Below are 17722 nucleotides of genomic sequence, written 5' to 3' on the forward strand. Positions count from 1 at the left end.
GCCCCCCCGGGGGGCGCGGCGCCCCCCCGGGGGGGGGGGGGGGGGGGGGCGCGGGGGGGGCCGCGGGGGGGGGGCCCCCCCCCCCCGGCCCGGCACCGGCAGGCGTTACGCCTGGTAACCGAGGACCGTCATCATGCCCGTCTCGGCGTGGTAGACGTTGTGGCAGTGGACCATCCACAGGCCCGGGTTGTCGGCGTCGAAGTCGACGGCGAGCGTCGTGCCGGGCAGCACGATCGCGGTGTCCTTGCGCGGGCCGCCGCCCGCCGCTCCGACGAGCGCGAAGGTGTGCCCGTGCAGGTGGACCGGGTGCCACATGTCCGTCGAGTTCCGGAACTCCAGCCGCACCCGCTCCCCCGCCGCCACCGGGTGGCGCTGCGCGGGGTCGTACCTGCGGCCGTCGAAGGCCCAGTCGGCCTTCGCCATGCCTCCGGTCAGCTCCAGCCGCACCGTCCGGTCCGGCGCCTTGGCGGGCAGCCGGACGCCCGCGGCCGCCGTGAGCTGCGCGGCGGTCACCAGCCGGCCGTCCAGCTCGGCCGGGCGCACCGAGGCGTCGGGCGCGGCGCCGCCGCCGGTGCGCAGCAGCGCGAGCGCGGAGGCGCCCTTGCCCTCGGCGAGGGCGGTGAGGGGGAAGACGCCGTCCTTGACGGTCACCAGGACGTCGTAGCGCTCGCCCATGCCGAGCAGGAGCGCCCGGGTGGCGGCCGGCTCGACCGGGAAGCCGTCGGTGTGGGTGACGGTCAGCTCGTGGCCGCCGAGGGCGACCCGGTAGGCGGTGTCGCCGCCCGCGTTGATCAGCCGGATCCGGACCCGGTCGCCGGGCTTGGCGGTGAAGGTCTCGGGCGCGGTCGCGAGGCGGCCGTTGACCAGGTGGAACGGGTACGCGACGTCGCCCGCGTCACCGCCGAGCAGGTCACTGCGGGCACCCATGAGCATGCGCGAGGGGCCGGCCGTGCCCGCCGCGTCGTGGCCCCCCATGCCGGCCATGTCGTGCCCGCCCATGCCCGCCATGTCGTGCCCGCCCATGCCCTTGGACAGTTCGCTCAGGACGGCTTCGGGGGTGCTCCCGTCCACCCCGTCCAGCCAGTCGTCCAGGACGACGACCCACTCCTTGTCGTAGGCCAGCGGCTCCTTCGGGTCGTCGACGATCAGCGGCGCGTACAGCCCGCGGTCCTGCTGGACGCCGGAGTGCGGGTGGAGCCAGTACGTGCCCGGGCGGGTGAGCGCGAAGCGGTAGTCGAACGCTGCCCCGGCCCGGACCGGATCCTGCGTCACCCCCGGGACGCCGTCCATGTCGTTGCGCAGCGCGAGGCCGTGCCAGTGCAGCGAGGTCGGCTGCGGGAGGTGGTTGGCGAGGGTGAGCGCGAGCGTCTCGCCGGCGGTGGCGCGGACCTCGCGGCCGGGCAGCGCGTCGCCGTACGCCCAGCTGCGGACGGTGCGCCCGCCGAGGTCGAGGGTGGTCTCGGTGGCGGTGAGCGCGACCTTGCGCTCAGCCCCGGGGTTGCGCCGCGCCTCGGCGGCGGCGACCTCGGGACCGTCCGGACGGACGAAGCCGGCCGGCGCCGGAGCCTGCTTGCCGTGGTCCATGCCCTCCATGCCCTTCATGGAGTCCGAACAGGCGGCCAGGATCCCGGTCCCGGCAGCGGCGAGCGCCGCGCCGAGCACGGCGCGTCGAGAGGGTGTGCGCATGACGAAATGCACCTCGTGTGTAGGTGTGGGTCGGTGGACGTGCGAGGCAACCGCCACACGCCTACTGACGCAGCACCGACACCTCGGCGAGGACCGACCTCCCGCCCCGGGGCGGCGGAAGCGCCCGGACGGCGGCCAGCAGCAACGCCCGCACGGCAGCAGCAGAATCACCGGCCCGCCGCAACACGTACCCCCCGACGGCGAGCAGCACGAGTCCCCAACCGGCCGGCACGGCAAGGCAGACCGCCATCGGGTCCATCCCGCCGGGCATCCCGGGGTCGGCCGTGACGTCGTGCGACCGGTGCACCTGGACGGCGACATGCTCCCCGCCGTGCCGTCCTCCGTGCCCACCGGTCGGATGCCCGAGCGTGTGCATGGTCAGCACCCCGAACAGCAGGGCGGCGAGCAGAACTCCGCGCAGGACCCGCACCATGCCGTCCCGCACCGCCCACCTCCACTCCGCCATTTACCCCCACAGGGTATACCGCATCACCGTGTGACCCGTTGTTCGCACCCGTCCCGCCCCCGGTAGCATCCGGGCCGGGGGAGATCACGCACACCGACGCGCCCGACGGCGCGCACGTCGGGCTGCCCCGCGGCGGCCCCGTCCGGAGCCACCGGTTCCCGCGACACCCTGGAGCTGCACCCGATGGCCCTGCCACGACACCCGGCGACCCTCCTGCGGCGCGCGGGCCGCAGACTCGGCGCCGCCGCCACCCTGCTCTCCCTGGCCGTGGCGACGGCCGGGATCGGCGCAGCACCCTCGACAGCCGCCCCGGCAATAGCCGCTTCCGCCCCCGTCCCAGCGAACCTCACCGCCGCCGGCCCGTTCAGGGACTCCTTCCAGCAGGACCCGGCCCTCGACACCGACCCGCTGTACGGCCTGAACGTGGGCCTCGACCGACGGCAGAACGGCGTCCGGACCGCGTCGTGGACGCGCGTCTCCGGCCGCTGGGACACCACCACGGCACCGCCGCCCCACTACGTGCAGACGAGCCACCCCGCCCAGCCGAACCGCATGGTGTTCTCGCTCGGCGTCTCGGCCGTCATGCTCGGCGCCCCGGCCGTGGCCGACCAGGACGGCCGGTTCACCGTGTCCACGGTCGTCGACCCCGTCGTCGGCGACACCGCGAGCGCCGACTGGGCCTCGATCGTGCTCAGTCGCAGCCACCGCGCCACCGGCTACGTGACCAATTCCGACGTCGACCTCGGCTTCATCGTCTCCTCCTCCGGCAAGCTCTCGCTCTTCCACGGCGGGGGCGGCGAAACCCCGTTCTGGACGGGCACGGTGCCGGCCGCCGACAAGTACGCCGTCTCGCTGACCGTCTCCAGCGGCGCCGACCGGGCGCTCGCCCTGACCGTCAACGGCACCGTCTTCCCGGTCGCGGCGCCGGCCGGCGTCAACCGCTGGCCGAGCAGCGCGTTCCTCTACCTCGGGGCGTACCTGTCCGACCGGAACTCGGTGACCACCTTCGGCGACGGCGCCGGCACCGGCGTGAACGTCAGCCGGATCGACGCGAGCGCCACGGCGGGCGCCAAACCGTTCGTCGACACCTTCGACGGCTCCCCCGCCGGCGGCGACCACGGCCTCAACGACGACCTGAGCGCCCGTCAGCCGACCGTCGTCAGCGCCAACTACACTGCGGTGTCCGGCGTTCAGGGCCTCGCCGCCTCTCCGCCGACGGGCTCGGTGCGGGTCAACGACCCCGTCGCCCCGAACGCGCTCTCCTTCCCGCAGGGCACGGCCGCCGTACGGCTCGACAAGCCCGCCACGGCCGACCTTTCGGGCGCCTACACCGTCCACGCGCGCCTCACCCCGGCCGTCGGATCGACCGGCGGGACGGACGCGGCCTCGCTCCTCGTGAGCAACGGCTCGGGCAGCACCGGCGCCGTCGACGCCCGCGACGTGGCCCTGGGCCTCCAGGTCCAGGCCGGCGGCGCGCTGACGCTGTACCAGGGCGGCCGGCAACTCCCGCTCGCCGTCGGCTCGGTGACCCCGGCGTCGGACACCTACGACGTCTCGCTCGCGCTCGCGGCCGGAACGGCCGGGCAGGCGACCGTCACCGTCAACGGCACCACGGTGTTCGCCGGCCCCACCCCGGCCGCGCTCCCCCGCGACGGCTACGTGTACCTCGGCTCGCGGCGCACCACCCCCGGGGCCGTCGGCACGGCCGACGACCTGCGCGTCACCATGCTCGGCGGGCTCGACTACTACGGCTACTTCGACATCATGGATCCGCGCGACAACATCGACCACAGCCCCGAAGTGGCGCCGTGGACGAACATGAACAACTACATCGGCCAGGACCTCGCCAACCCCCGCTACTCGGGCTTCCTCGACTACTGCGGACCGGCCTCCTGCGTCCTCGACGTCTACAGCGTCGTCACGCTGAAGGACGCCCAGGGCAACATCACCGGGCCCGACCCGAACGCGGCGGCCAACCTCGCCGCGCTCCGCGGGCGGATCGGCTCCAACCTCGACAAGATCTCCATGATCTACCTGCTCGACGAGCCGTACTACCACGGCTTCACGGCCGACCAGGTGCAGACCGAGGCCGACCAGGTCCGGGCCGCCTTCCCCGACAAGCCGATCGCCTACACCACCGACGCCTACAACCTCACCCGGCCCGTCCCGCGCGCGGCCGACTTCGTCGGCTTCGACCACTACTGCGCCGGACGCGGCCGCCTCCAGCAGGAACTCGCCACCCTCCAGGGCGCCCTCGCCTCGCCCGACCAGCACCTCGTGCTCTTCCCCGAGTCCTTCATCACCGGCCTCGACCACCCGAACGGCTGCGAGAACTCCACCGACGCGGCCCTCGCCGCCGACAACGCCGACTACCGCGCGATGGCCGCCCAGAACCCGCGGATCGTCTACCTCCAGAACTTCCGCTGGCTCGACTCGAAGCAGCCGGGCACGATGCCGCTGACCACCGCGCGCCAGCAGGCCATCGGCAAGGCCGTCATCAACGCCACCCCGGCCGGCCCGGCGACCGGCGTCGGCGTCTACCGCCCCGGTGACCGCACCGTCAGCGAGAACAGCCACAACGACACCCTCCTCGGCGTCGGCTCGGTGGCCGGCCTCGTCACTGGGCCCGACGACGTCGTGCTGACCGGCCACTGGAACGGCCCCGGCACCGACACGGTCGCCGTCTACCACCGCGACACCGCGACCTTCGTCCTCACCGACGACAACGCCACCCCGGCCGCCACCGTCCGCTTCGGCGTCACCGGCGACATCCCCCTGGTCGGCGACTGGAGCGGCCGGGGCCGCACCACCGTCGGCGTCTACCGCCCGAGCGACCAGAACTTCTACCTCAGCGACGACAACGCCACCCCCACGTACACCGTCAAGTACGGCAACCCCGGCTGGACCCCGCTGGTCGGCAACTGGAGCGGCACCGGCACCACCACCATCGGCGCCTACGACCCCACCACCCAGATGTTCTACCTGCGCGACTCCAACACCCCCGGCGACGCCGACCACCGCTTCAAGTTCGGCAACCCCGGCGACACCCCCGTCAAGGGCGACTGGGACGGCACCGGGATCGACACCGTCGGCATCTACCGCTCCACCGACCGCTCCTTCTACGCCTCGGCCAACGAGGGCACCGTCATCCCCTACGCCGTCGTCTTCGGCAACCCCGGCGACATCCCCCTGACGGGCAACTGGGGCTGACCCCCCGACCCGGAACGGCCCCTGAGACACACCCCCTAAGGGCGTAGACACGGGAGCCGGCGGGCATCGCTGGTCGTAGGGTCCAACCGCCGCTCGTGAGAAGGTGCCAACCGTGAAGGTTATCGATCTCGTTCTCAATATCCTCTGGTTGATCTTCTGCGGCATCTGGATGGCGATCGGCTACGTCATCGCCGGAATCATCTGCTGCGTACTGATCATCACCATCCCGTTCGGCATTGCCTCGTTCCGCATCGCCGGCTACGTGCTGTGGCCGTTCGGGCGGACGGCGGTCGAGCGGCGGGACGCCGGGGCGGCGTCCTGTGTCGGGAACGTGATCTGGCTGGTGTTCGCGGGGTGGTGGCTGGCCCTCGGGCACCTGATCACCAGCATCCCGCTGTTCCTGTCGATCATCGGGATCCCCTTCGGGTGGGCCAACCTCAAGATGATCCCGATCTCCCTCACCCCGCTCGGGCGCGAGATCGTGTCGACGGACCAGCGCTTCGCCGGCTGGTAGGGGAACGGGCGCGCGACGGCCGACGAGGAGTGAAAAAAAGCAGGGCGCGGGCGGGGGCGGCCCCGACAGCATGTCGCAGGGGAAAGACGCCCCCAGCAACGAAGGGTGCGGAGGGGGGGGATGGGGGGGGGGCGAGTGTGGTGGCGGGTCACCCGGGTGGCGCGGTGTGGTGGGGTCGGGGCGGGCGCCGGCGCGCGGTGTATTAAACCCGTGGGCGCCCGTCGGCGTTCCTACAGGTCCAGGATGCCGATGGCCATGTCGCGCATCTCGACCTTGCGGATCTTGCCGGTGACGGTCATCGGGAACTCGTCGACGACGTGGACGTAGCGCGGGATCTTGAAGTGGGCGAGCCGGCCGGTGCAGTAGGCGCGGACGGCTTCGGGGGTGAGGGGTGCGGCGCCCTCGCGCATGCGGATCCAGGCCATCAGCTCCTCGCCGTACTTGGGGTCGGGGACGCCGATCACCTGGACGTCGAGGATGTCGGGGTGGGTGTAGAGGAACTCCTCGATCTCGCGCGGGTAGAGGTTCTCGCCGCCGCGGATGACCATGTCCTTGATGCGGCCGGTGATGGCGAGGTAGCCGTCCTCGTCCATGACGGCGAGGTCGCCGGTGTGCATCCAGCGGGCGGCGTCGACGGCCTCGGCGGTGCGCTCGGGCTCGCCCCAGTAGCCGAGCATGACGGAGTATCCGCGCGTGCAGAGCTCGCCGGGTTCGCCGCGCGGGACGGTGCGGCCGGTGGCGGGGTCGATGACCTTGACCTCCAGGTGCGGGCCGACCCGGCCGACGGTGGAGACGCGGCGCTCGACGGAGTCGTCGGTGCGGGTCTGGGTGGAGACGGGCGAGGTCTCCGTCATGCCGTAGCAGATGGAGACCTCGGCCATGCCCATCCGGTCGATGACGTCCTTCATGACCTCGGTCGGGCAGGGGGCGCCGGCCATGATGCCGGTGCGCAGGCTGGAGAGGTCGTGGCGCTCGAAGTCCGGGTCGGCGAGCTCGGCGATGAACATCGTGGGCACCCCGTAGAGGGAGGTGCAGCGCTCGGCGGCGACGGCGGCGAGGGTGGCGCCGGGCTCGAAGGAGGGGGCCGGAATGACCGTGCAGGCGCCGTGGGAGGTGGCGGCGAGGTTGCCCATGACCATGCCGAAGCAGTGGTAGAAGGGCACCGGGATGCAGATCCGGTCCTGCTCGGTGTAGTCGAGCAACTCGCCGACGAAGTAACCGTTGTTGAGGATGTTGTGGTGCGACAGCGTCGCGCCCTTGGGGAAGCCGGTCGTGCCGGAGGTGTACTGGATGTTGATCGGGTCGTCCGGCGCCAGTTCGGCCCCGCGGACGGCGAGGGGCTCGGGGTCGGCCCGGCGGCCGACGGTCAGCAGGTCGTCCCAGGCCGCACTGCCGATCAGGACGACGCGCTCCAATTCCGGGCAGCGCGGCCGGACTTCGTCGATCATCGCCGCGTAGTCCGAGGTCTTGAAGGACGGCGCCGCCACCAGCAGCCGGATCCCGGCCTGGTTGAGCACGTACTCCAACTCGTGCGAGCGGTAGGCCGGGTTGACCGTCACCAGGATCGTGCCGAGCTTGGCGGTGGCGTACTGGGTGAGCGTCCACTCGGCGCAGTTGGGGGCCCAGATGCCGACCCGGTCGCCCTTGGCGATGCCGAGGGCGAGCAGGCCGAGGGCCAGCGCGTCGACGTCGGCGGCGAGTTCGGCGTACGTCCAGCGGCGGGCGGTGGCGCGGTCCACCAGGGCGTCGCGCCCGGGGAAGGCGCGGACCGCGCGGTCGAGGTTCTCGCCGATCGTGTCGCCGAGCAGCGGCACGTCCGCGGTGCCGGATGAGTAGCTGCGACTGGTCGACGTGGTCCGCACGTGCTGCCTCCTGGCTGGGGATCGCGAGGGTCGGGGACCATGGTCCCGATCCCGCACCCCCGGCGCCACCCCCGAACGGGGGTACGGCCCCGGCCCGGACACGGCGAAGGGCCGCCCGCCGGAGTCGGCGGACGGCCCAGGGCCGTCGTCAGGCGTTGATGCAGGTGTTGCCGAACGCCGGGTTCAGGATCGAGACCACGCCGATCGAGTTGCCACAGACGTTGGCCTCGACGTTCACCGGGATCTGGATCTGGTTGCCGGACAGCACACCCGGCGAGCCGAACGCGACACCGTTGGCGGTGGCGTCGCCGGCCGCGGCGGTGCCGGCCCCGGCCAGGACGCACATCGCGGCGAGGGCGGTGGCGGCGAGGGTGGTGCGAATACGCATTGCGTCACTCCTTGTGAGGGTGGCGAAAAACCGTGTGACGATCACACTCGCCCCCGATCTCACTCGATCCGGTGCCCGAAATGCCGGTATTGCTCGCTACGACGGCGTGTCGTCCGACCACGTTACGTCACCGCTGCCCAGGGCCACGGAGGCGCGCGGGAGCATCGGCCCGTCGCCCCGCCGGGACAGCACCGTCAGCGCGCCGACCTGCGCGGACAAGCTGCCGAGCCGGGCCGCGCACTCGGCGGCGAGCTCCTTCGGGTGCTGCGTGCGGCCGAGCGACAGGTGCGGCGTGAAGCCGCCGGCGCGGCCGCGGCAGCGCGGGAAGCGCTCCAGGAGGTCCGCGTACAGCCGGACCCAGGGCGCGGACCCGGCGGCGGCCGGATCGAGCCAGACGGTCGCGTACGCGCGGTGCCGGAAGCTGCGCACCCCGCTCAGGCGGACCGGGAACGGCAAGGTGCGCGCCACGGCGGCGGAGAGCAGCGGGACCGCGCGGGCGAATTCACTCTCCGGGACGAATCCGAAGAGCACGTTGACGTGCGGCGGCCAGCGCCGGACCTGCGGGTCGTGCACCAGCCGGATCGCCTGGACGGCCGGCCACAGCTCGGGCGGCGGCAGCCAGGCGACGGCCGTGCGCGGTGTCGGCGGGAGGTCCAGGACGGCAGGACGGACGACGGCCCGGCCCGCCGCCCCGTCGTCCGTCCTGCCGTCCATGGGGCCAGGCTACGGACCCAGCCGCGCCTCCACCGCGTCCAGCAGCTCCCGGGCCGGGTGCAGGCCCGGCTCGGCCCGCAAGGCCCGGCGCAGGAGCACGCGCGCCGTCGGGTCGTCGCCCCCGCGGACGGCGTCGAGCGCCTCGTTGTAGTCGATCCGGCCCGCGTAGCGCAGCCGGACCAGGGCGACCAGGTCCTCCCGGCAGGACGGGCAGCGCAGGCTCTCCGGATCCGCCGGGACGGCGCACTGCGGGCAGGGCACCTCGATCGGCGGGACGGCGTCGTCGGGGTTCATCGGGGACCGGCCTCCTCGGGGCGCACCGGGCCGAGCGACTCCGGCGTCGGGTCGTTGCCCAGCTCCCGCTGCGCCTGGGCGTACAGCACCAGGAGCGCGGAGTTGTGCCGGTTGGCGGCCTCCATGTTGGCGGACTCCACGGCCGCGTCCAGGCCGCGCAGCTCGGCGATGATCTGCTGGGCGAGGCCGGGCGAGACCAGGTTCTGGCTCACGTAGACGTTGCACATGGTGAGCATGCGGAAGGTGTGGCCGAGCGAGTCGCACAGCTCGTCGGCGCGCTGGGCGGCGCGCATCGCGCCCTCCCAGTCGGCCGCCTCGCGGCGCAGCCGCAGGTCGGCGGCGACCGAGCGCAGGCGGTCGAGGTCGCTCGGGTCGAGGTGCTTCTCGCAGTAGTGGATGAACAGGCTCAGGTACGCCTCCGAACCGCGCACCCAGCGCTGGGCCTTGAGCTGGCGCTGGGCCCGCTCCAGGGCCTCGTCGACCGACTGGCCGCGGGTCTGGCCGGCCGCGAGGTCGTCGAGGGTGTCCATGAGGCGCTGGGCCTCGCGGAGTTCGGCCTCGGTGAGCTCGCCGCCCCAGCGGTCGGTGAAGGTCTCGATCTGCCGCTGCTGCTCCTCCACCTGGACCTTCAACTCGGGGTCGAGGGTGACCCGTTCGAGTTTGACGGTCTTCTCGCCGCCGCCCTGGATGCGCACCGACAGGGTGATGGTGCGGTCCCGGTCGAGGCCGAAGGAGACCGCCACGGGGGTGCGGCCGCCGAGGCCGGCGGGCAGGCGCAGGGTGAGGTGGCCGATCAGCTCGTTCTGCTGGGCGATCTCGTGTTCGCCCTCGTAGACGGCGACTTCGAGGCGCTGGCGGCCGCTGCCGGAGACGACGAATTCCCGGCTGACCGGCGAACTGGTCGGGTAGCTGGTGTTCTTGGGGATGATGACGGCGAGCCGGCCGTCGTTGAGCTCGATGCCGAGGTTCTTCGGGGTGATGTCGAACGGGTTGGTGACCTGCATCAACTCGCCGCATCCCGTGCAGACTTCGCTCCCGGGCCGGTTGACCACCCCGCAGGAGGCGCAGCGCAGGCCGACGTCCTCGGCGGCGCTGGAGGCGACCCTGGTCTGCCCGGGGGCGGCCGAGTTGAGCGGCTCGCCGCACAGTTCGCAGGCGGTGACGCCGGGGGCGGCCGGGGTGCCGCAGCGCGGGCAGTTGTCGCTGTGGGCGACGGTGGGCGCCTGGGACGGGGGCGTCACGGCGCCCGAACCGTCCAGCGCCTGGCTGCACTTGGGGCAGGCGGCGGCCTCGGCGTCGACCGGGACGTGACAGGTGGGGCAGGACACCCGGGGGCCGCCGAGCAGCGAGGTGGCGCAGTTGGCGCAGGCCGAGGCGGAGAGGTCGCCGGGCGCCCGGCACTCGGGGCACTCGACCTCGCCGACCAGCGCGGACTGCACGGCCGCGCCGAGCGCGACGCACTGCATCGGGTTGACGCCGCGCCGGATCCGGCGCGGCCCGAAGACCTCGCCCAGGCGCCGCGCCACCAGCGGGATCGCGGTGGAGCCGCCGACCAGCACGACCTCGTCGATGTCCCCGACGGTGAGGTTGGCCTGCATGATGGCCTTGTGGGTCAGCTCGATGGTGCGCTCGATGTGGCCCTCGATGAGCTCCTCGAAGCGGGTGCGCTCGAACTCCGTCTCCAGCACCAGCTGGCCGGCGCCGAGGCCGGGGAGGATGACCTCGGAGGACTCCTGGTGGGAGAGCTCGATCTTGACCGTCTCGGCGGTGGAGGCGATCTTCGGGCGGTCGCGCAGGTCGGGCTGGTAGTCCGAGCCGTACTCCTCGCGGATGTCGTCGAGCAGCGCGGTGGTGATCGCCCGGTCGAAGTCGTCGCCGCCGAGCAGGTTGTCGCCCTCGATGCCGAGCACCGAGACCGAGCCGGGCACCAGCAGCAGGATCGAGATGTCGAAGGTGCCGCCGCCGAGGTCGTAGACCAGGACGGTGCGGCCCTCGTCGCCGGCCTCCGAGGTGATCCCGTAGGCGAGGGCGGCGGCGGTCGGCTCGTTGATGATCCGCAGCACGTGCAGGCCGGCCAGCCGGCCCGCCTCCTGGGTGGCCGCGACCTGCCGCTCGCCGAAGTACGCCGGGACGGTGATGACGGCCCGGTGGAACGGCTCGCCGAAGCGCTGCTCGGCGTCCTCCTTGAGGCGGTGCAGGATGATCGCGGAGATCTCGATCGGGGTGTAGGAACGGCCGTTGAACCAGACGTTGACGTCGCCGTCGGTGCCGGCCGTGACCTTGTAGTCGACCTCCTTGAGGGCCGCCTGGACCTGCGGGTCCTTGAACTTGCGGCCCATGAAGCGCTTGACCGAGCGGATCACGTTCGCGCCGTCGATCGCGGTGCGGCTGCGCGCGGTGGAGCCGACCAGCAGCTCGCCCTTGCGGCCGGTGCCGACGACGGAGGGCGTGGCCTCCTGGTTCTGCCGGTTGAAGACGATCTCCGGCTCGCCCCGGCGCAGGTGGGCCACCACCGAGTTGGTGGTGCCCAGGTCGATGCCGAGTGTGCGGTACATGGTGTCCCCCTCTAGTTCTTTTTCCGCTTGCGGCGCGTACCGGAGCCCGTGCGGGCCCGCCGGGGCCTGGTGGGCGGCGTCTTCGGGCGGCCGGGGCCCGCCGACGCGGCGGGGCCGGGGCCGGGGTCGACGGGGTCGACGGGCTCGACGACGCGCTCGGGCTCGACGGCCTCCTCGGGCTTCGGCTCCGGGGTGAGCACCGCCTCCACGTACCCGGCGCCGAGCACGTACACGGACTCCGGCTCCGGCTCCGGCTCCGGCTCGGACACCGGCGCCGCGACCACGACCTGGGCCCGGCGCAGCACCTCGTCCCCCCAGAAGAACCCGGTGACGACCGTCTGCACGACCGTCTCCGGCGCCACCCCCGGCCGCGGCTCGGTGCCGACGATCTCGGCCAGCACCGGGTCCGCGGTCAGCCCTTCGAGCCGCATCGGCCGCACCCCGGCCCTGGCCAGCCGTCCCAGCAGGCGCCGCCTGGTCGCCTCGATCCCGGCGCCCCGCCCGAGGTGGACGAGCTCCGGGTCGAGGCCGAGCGAGGCGAGCGCGTCGTCCACCTCGACGAGCGCGCCGAGCAGTTCCTGCTGCGCGGCCCGGGCGGCCTGCGCCTCCTCCTCGCGCTTGCGCGTCAGCATCGAGGCGCGGAACAGCAGTTGAGTGAAGCTCTGCCCGAGGTCGAGCGCCCGGGCGCGCTCGGGCACCGGCAGCGGCGCCGGCAGCCGCCCGGGCAGGGCGGCCGGGGCCGGTGCCTGGTCCGATGCCTGGTCCGGCGCCTGGTCCGACGTCGGCGACGGGGCGGACGGTTCGGGGCTCGGGGCGTGGTGGGTGGTCATTCGGGGACCTCGATCTGCGGCAGCACGGACAGGTCGGCGGCGAAGCGGGCGGGGACGGGCGGTTCGGGGGCGGTGCCCGGCGGGGCGGGCTCGGCGAAGTCGGCGGCCAGCTCGGCCCGGTGGAGCGCCAGGAAGGAGGCAGCAGGCGGCGGCTGGGGCCGCTCGACGACGAGCAGCGGGTCGGCGAGGGCCGGCGCCAGCAGCCCGGCGGCGCGGTCGACCGGCTCCGGCGGGAGGGGCTGCTGGAGGTCCAGCTCCAGGCGCTTGTCCGGGTTGCGCAGCAGGGCGGCGGCCTCCTGGACCTGCTGGCGGGTGTGGCGACCGGACTTCGTCGCCGGGCCGACGGCGAGGAGGATCTCGCGCGCACTGGCGGTCGGCGGGACGCCCAGGATCTCGTACGGCGACGGTTCTTCCAGTGGCATGGCGCGGGTTGCTCTCCTTCGGCCGCGGCCCGGGACCGCGGTGTGGACGACGGCCGGGTCAGTACAGCGAGTTGATCTTGCGCTGGAGGGCGCGCAGTTCCGCGTCCTGCGGGTTGTGCTCGACGGCCTGCTTGATCAGCTGCCGGGCCTCCCGGTAGGCGCGGGCGTTGGCCCTGGCCACGGCGTGGGCACTGAGGACGATCCCGAGCTCGGTGTGCAGCTTCGCCGTGTCCTCCGCCGAGCCGGACAGCCCCAGCGCCTCCTCCAGCAGCCGGACGGCCCCGGGGTAGCGCCTCGCCTCGTACTGCTCGACGGCCTCGCTGCGCCACACGCTGACGGCCAGCTTGCGGACGTCGGCGGCCTGGCCGTCGTACTCCATCGCCTTGCGCAGCATCGCGGAGCGCTCGGCGAAGGGGCGGTCCTGGAGGTTGTCCAGCATGTGGTTGGCCAGCATGACGGCGACCCGGCGCGGGGCCTCCGTCTCGGCCCGGCCGGTGAACTCCGGGTCGGCGCGCAGGGCTTCGGTCATCCGGGACACCGCCACCGTGCTGCGGCCGGCCAGCGCCGCGGTGAGCGCGAGGCGGCGCAGCGCGAAGGCGAGGCCGAGCCGGTGGTCCGGGTCGGGGTTGAGGTCGATCAGCTCGCGCCACAGCTCCACGGCCTCTTCCAGCTGGCGGACCGGGGCGTCGGGCTGGGTGAGCTGGTTGGCCCGGTTGCCGAGCGCGGCGGCGAGGAACTGCCGGGCGGTCTGGTCGCCGGGGTTGAGGGTGAGGCTCTTGCGCAGCAGGGTGAGGGCGCGGGGGTAGTCCTTGGTCTCGTTGTTGATCTTCCGGGCCCACTGGGCGTAGGTGGCGCCGAGGTCGCTGCGCACGTCGGCGTGGTCGGGGGCCAGCGCCAGGGCGCGTTCGAGGAGTTCGGCCGCGCCCTGCTGGTCGTCGTCGCTGCTCTTGAGCAGGGCGCGGGCCGCGCGCAGACCGGACTCGGCGGCGATGCCGGGCGCGTCGGAGGGCAGTGCGGCCCCGGGGACGGCGTGGGCGCGGGTGAGGCAGTCGAGGGCCTCGCGCCAGTTCTGGTTGCGGTGGTGCCCGCGGGCCTCGTCGACCAGGGTCGCCACCAGCAGGCCGCGCCAGGCGTCGTCGCGCTGCGCCTCCGGTACGGCGTCCAGCGCCTCGACGGCGGCGGACTGGAAGCCCTGGATCAGGAGGTAGCGCTGCGGGCCGAGGGGTCCGAACAGGTCGAGCGCCTGGTCGAGCGGATGCGGCTCGGGGCGGGACGCGCGCTTCCAGCCCTGTACGGCCCGGTCGAACTGCTCGCCCCACCAGGGGAGTTCCGGTGCCGAGCGGAGGAGTCCGGTCAGCGTCGGACCGTGCGCGAGGTGGCCGGCCGTGGCCCGTCCGGGCCGACGGACCGTCAGGCCGGCCTGGACGAAGGCCTCGGCGCAGTGCGACTCCATGGCGAGGCGGAGCGTCCAGCTCGCCGCGTCCTCGCCGGTGCGGCCCTCGGCCTCGTCGAGCGCGCGCAGGTCGACGCGCAGCCGTTCGACGAGCGCGGCGCGCGCGGCGGCGACGCGCGCCGGTTCGGCCGGGCGGCCGGTGATCCGGGCGGACTCGGCCCACAGGGCGGGCAGGTGCAGGGCGGCGGCCAGGCAGCCGATCGTCCAGCGCCAGACCTGCGGATCGGCGGTCCCGCCCTCCGGACCGGGCGCGGTCGCCAGGCGGTACCCGGCGAGGCCGAGGGCGTGCAGCAGGCGGGCGTCGGTCGGGTCGGCGAGCAGCAGCGCGTGGTAGGCGTTCCAGGCCTCCCAGCGACGGCCCTCCAAGGCGTGCCGATGGGCCTCGTGCTCGGCCAGCATGCCGAGGGTGGCGGCGGCCTGCGGGTGGCCCGGCGACAGCCGCAGGACCTCGCGGAGGTCACCGGCGGCCGCACCGGGCTCGCCCGCGTCGAGGCGGCCCGCCGCGCGGCGGACCAGCACGGCGGCGCGCTCCCGGGCGGCCGCCTCCGGCAGCTCGGCCAACGCCTCGTCCAGCCGCCCGAGTTCGGCACGCAGCAGGGCGAGGTCGAGCCGGACGGGCGCGGCGGGGGCGCCGTCGCCGAACGCGTCGGCCCAGGCGGCGAGCACCGGCTCGGCCTGCTCGGGCACACCGGCGCGGCGCGCGCAGTCCAGGACGGCCCGCAGGGCGGGGCCGGCGCAGCGGACGCAGCGCGGGGAGGCGGCGTCGGCGGGCCGGTAGAGGTGCGCGTCGCACGCCTCCCGGCCGCAGCCGCCGCACGAGCCGGTGGCGGGGGCCTCGCAGACGGGGCAGTCGGCGGGCGGGGCGGGGACCGGTTCGGACGCGGGTGCAGGCGCAGGGGCGGCCGGACCGCCCGCCACCGGGCCGGTGGCGTACGGGTTCGGCGCAGCACCCTGCGTCGGGCCGTCGGCCCCGACCGGTCCGGTGACGTACGGGTTCACCGGCCCGCCGGTCACCGGGCCCGTCGCGTACGGGTTCGGCGCAGCACCCTGCGTCGGGCCGTCGGCCCCGACCGGTCCCGTGACGTACGGGTTCACCGGCCCGCCGGCCACCGGGCCCACGACGTGCACGGCCGGGACCACGCCCGGAGCGGCGCCCGGGCGCACAGCCGCCGTGGCGCCGTCCGCCGCCGCACCGGTGCACCCGACGCAGCGCGGCACGCCCGCCGTACCGCGCGCCTCGCCCGCCTCGCCCGCGCGGTCGAAGTGCGCGTCGCACGTCTCGCGCCCGCAGCCGCCGCACACACCGGACGCCCGACGCCCGCAGATCGCGCACCCGACGGACGGCACCGCAGGAACGGCACCGGGCGCGGCCGCCCCCGGAACCGCCCGCGGCGGCGGGACCGCACCCGAACCGGCGGCGGGCACAACGACGCGCGGCGCAGGCGCCGACAGGAAGTGCCGGTGCCACTCCAGCGCCGTCGCCCAGTTCCCGGCGCGCTCCGCGAGGGCCGCGCGCAGGCGGGCGACGGCCGGGTCGCCCGCCGGGTCGGCGTCCAGCGGTGCGAGCAGGGCGACCGTCTGCACCGGGCGGCCGGCCAGGAGCGCCGCGGCGGCCAGGTGGTAGCGGTCGCGCGGGCCCGCGTGGGCGTCGATCAGGCCTGGCAGGGTCTCCGTCGCGCCCCCGGCCAGGGCGAGCGCGGCCCGCAGCCGTCCCTGCCGGGCACCGACCGCGCCCGGGAGGCCGTCCGCGAGGGCGAGCGCCTCGGCCGCGCGCGTCCGCGCCTCGGGGCGGTCGCGGCCCGTGACGAGCAGGTGGGCCGCCTCGCGCAGCGCGGCCTCGCGCAGGGCGGGCCGGTAGCCGGGCGCGTGCGGGTCGTCGTCGGCGGCCCGCTGCCACAGCTCGCGCGCCGCGGTGGGGTCGGTGGCCAGGCTCCGCCGGGCCAGCCGGTCGCGGACGACGGCCAGCCACGTGCGCAGGTCGCCGTCGCGCAGCCACTCGAAGGCGGTCAGCGCGCTCGTCAGGTCGCCGGAGCGGACGCCGGCGAGGCCGTGGTGGAACGCGGCGATCCGCCCCCACCGGGAGTCGTCGCCCGCCTCGGCGCGCAGCAGCGGCTCGGCCTCGGCGGTCCGTCCGGCGGCGAGCAGGGCGGCGCCGAGCCGGACGCGGGCCGGGCGCCAGCCGGAGTCCAGCTCAAGACCGGCGCGGTAGTCGGCGGCGGCCTCCGCGGCGCGGTCGGCCCGCTCGTGGACCAGGGCCAGGCCGAACCTGGCCGGGGCGAAGGCGGGTTGGGCGGCGAGCGCGGCGGTGAACTGCTCCTCGGCCTGGTCGTCGGCGCCGAGCAGCAGCGCGAGGCGGCCGAGCGCGTAGCGGGGGCGGGGGTCCCACGAGGCCTCGCCGGCGGCGGCCTGGAAGTCGCCCCAGGCGGCCTCGGTCTCACCGAGCCGCTGGCGGGCCAGGCCGCGGAACAGCAGGCTCTCGGCGCGCAGGGCGGGTCCGCGGGACCACCGGTAGGCCTCGCCCGGCGCGCGCCGCAGCGCCTCGTCGAAGGCGGCGACGGCGGGGGCGTCCCGGTGCAGGGCGAGGAGCTGCGCGCCCCAGCGGAACCACAGTTCACCGCCACCACCGGGCGCGGCCGACGCGAGCAGGGCCTCGGCCTCCTCGGCGCGCTCGGTGCCGCGCAGGACGGCCGCCCGGGCCAGCACTGGCCAGTCCCGGCCCGGCAGGGCGGCGAGGACCTCCGCGGTGGCGCCGTCGCGCTGCTCGGGCGGGCCGTCGTGGCACAGGCGCTGGAGCCAGTCCAGGGCCCGGGCCGCCGCCTGGGCCTCGGCGCCCGGCTCGGCGCCGCCGGCCGTCGCCCGCAGGAAGGCGAGCACCGGCGCGAGGGAGCCGGCCGCAGCCGACATCCGCTCCTCGGCGAGGCGTTGCAGGCTCCACCGGGGCAATTGCCGGGCCGGGTCGGCGAGCAGCGGGAACGCCTCGTGGTGCAGGGCCAGGGCGGCCTGCGGGTCACCGATGGCGACCGTGGCCTCGGCCTGGCCGAGCAGGGCGAGGCCGCGCTGCTCCGAGAGCGCCCCGGGCGCCCCGGCGAGCCGGCCGGCCAGCTTCGCGTAACGCCGCCTGGCCTGCTGCGCCTTGCCGGCCGCGAGCCGCTCGGCCGCCCCGGCCAGGGCCTTCGCCACCGCCTGCGGGTCGAGCGCCCGCCGGCGGCGGACCACCAGGACGCCCGCCACAGCGGCCAGTGCCACCACGATCAGCACCACCGCGAGCTGCGCCATGCACCGTCCCCCTGTGCTCCCCGACCGCCCCCATCATGATCAAATAGGCATG

General features: G+C 74.8%; 12 protein-coding genes. 2 read left to right on the forward strand and 10 right to left on the reverse strand.

What is annotated here, in order from left to right; genetic code table 11:
* Nucleotides 1-105: 105 nt before the first annotated feature.
* Complete coding sequence (locus tag ACFV4F_RS01730) at nucleotides 106-1686, reverse strand: multicopper oxidase family protein (RefSeq protein WP_380500073.1); 1581 nt, start codon at nucleotides 1684-1686, stop codon at nucleotides 106-108.
* A gap of 61 nt (nucleotides 1687-1747) precedes the next feature.
* Nucleotides 1748-2152 (reverse strand): DUF6153 family protein, encoded by a 405-nt coding sequence (locus ACFV4F_RS01735; protein ID WP_380500074.1) that lies wholly within the window; start codon nucleotides 2150-2152, stop codon nucleotides 1748-1750.
* Nucleotides 2153-2335: 183 nt separating this feature from the next.
* Between ACFV4F_RS01735 and ACFV4F_RS01740 the strand changes: the two genes are divergently transcribed.
* Both ACFV4F_RS01740 and ACFV4F_RS01745 read left to right on the forward strand, forming a co-directional pair.
* Complete coding sequence (locus ACFV4F_RS01740; protein ID WP_380500075.1) at nucleotides 2336-5362, forward strand: hypothetical protein; 3027 nt, start codon at nucleotides 2336-2338, stop codon at nucleotides 5360-5362.
* Nucleotides 5363-5474: 112 nt separating this feature from the next.
* Nucleotides 5475-5876 (forward strand): YccF domain-containing protein, encoded by a 402-nt coding sequence (locus tag ACFV4F_RS01745; protein ID WP_380436608.1) that lies wholly within the window; start codon nucleotides 5475-5477, stop codon nucleotides 5874-5876.
* Nucleotides 5877-6106: 230 nt separating this feature from the next.
* Here the strand turns inward: ACFV4F_RS01745 and ACFV4F_RS01750 are convergent, their stop codons facing one another.
* The 8 genes from ACFV4F_RS01750 to ACFV4F_RS01785 all read right to left on the reverse strand — a co-directional run bounded on the left by ACFV4F_RS01750 (nucleotide 6107) and on the right by ACFV4F_RS01785 (nucleotide 17670).
* Entirely contained in the window at nucleotides 6107-7738 is a 1632-nt protein-coding gene (locus tag ACFV4F_RS01750) for an AMP-binding protein (RefSeq protein ID WP_380500076.1), read from the reverse strand.
* Between the two features lie 148 nt (nucleotides 7739-7886).
* Nucleotides 7887-8126 carry a chaplin gene (locus tag ACFV4F_RS01755; RefSeq protein ID WP_380436612.1) on the reverse strand — a complete coding sequence of 80 codons (240 nt, stop codon included), beginning with the start codon at nucleotides 8124-8126 and terminating at the stop codon, nucleotides 7887-7889.
* Between the two features lie 96 nt (nucleotides 8127-8222).
* Nucleotides 8223-8840 (reverse strand): 2'-5' RNA ligase family protein, encoded by a 618-nt coding sequence (locus tag ACFV4F_RS01760; RefSeq protein ID WP_380500077.1) that lies wholly within the window; start codon nucleotides 8838-8840, stop codon nucleotides 8223-8225.
* Between the two features lie 9 nt (nucleotides 8841-8849).
* Entirely contained in the window at nucleotides 8850-9134 is a 285-nt protein-coding gene (locus ACFV4F_RS01765; protein ID WP_380498893.1) for a hypothetical protein, read from the reverse strand.
* The gene (locus ACFV4F_RS01770; protein ID WP_380436618.1) at nucleotides 9131-11689 is read right to left on the reverse strand and encodes an Hsp70 family protein; all 2559 of its coding nucleotides are present in this window, start codon (nucleotides 11687-11689) and stop codon (nucleotides 9131-9133) included. The genes ACFV4F_RS01765 and ACFV4F_RS01770 overlap by 4 nt, the downstream gene beginning before the upstream one ends.
* Before the next feature lie 11 nt (nucleotides 11690-11700).
* The gene (locus ACFV4F_RS01775) at nucleotides 11701-12519 is read right to left on the reverse strand and encodes a nucleotide exchange factor GrpE (protein WP_380500078.1); all 819 of its coding nucleotides are present in this window, start codon (nucleotides 12517-12519) and stop codon (nucleotides 11701-11703) included.
* Nucleotides 12516-12941: a hypothetical protein gene (locus ACFV4F_RS01780; protein WP_380500079.1), complete on the reverse strand. Its 426-nt coding sequence runs from the start codon at nucleotides 12939-12941 to the stop codon at nucleotides 12516-12518. The genes ACFV4F_RS01775 and ACFV4F_RS01780 overlap by 4 nt, the downstream gene beginning before the upstream one ends.
* A 58-nt stretch (nucleotides 12942-12999) precedes the next feature.
* On the reverse strand, nucleotides 13000-17670 hold the full coding sequence (locus ACFV4F_RS01785) for a hypothetical protein (RefSeq protein WP_380500081.1): 4671 nt from the start codon (nucleotides 17668-17670) through the stop codon (nucleotides 13000-13002).
* Between the last annotated feature and the right edge of the window lie 52 nt (nucleotides 17671-17722).

It is taken from the genome of Kitasatospora sp. NPDC059722 (assembly GCF_042733235.1).
Taxonomy (GTDB): domain Bacteria; phylum Actinomycetota; class Actinomycetes; order Streptomycetales; family Streptomycetaceae; genus Kitasatospora.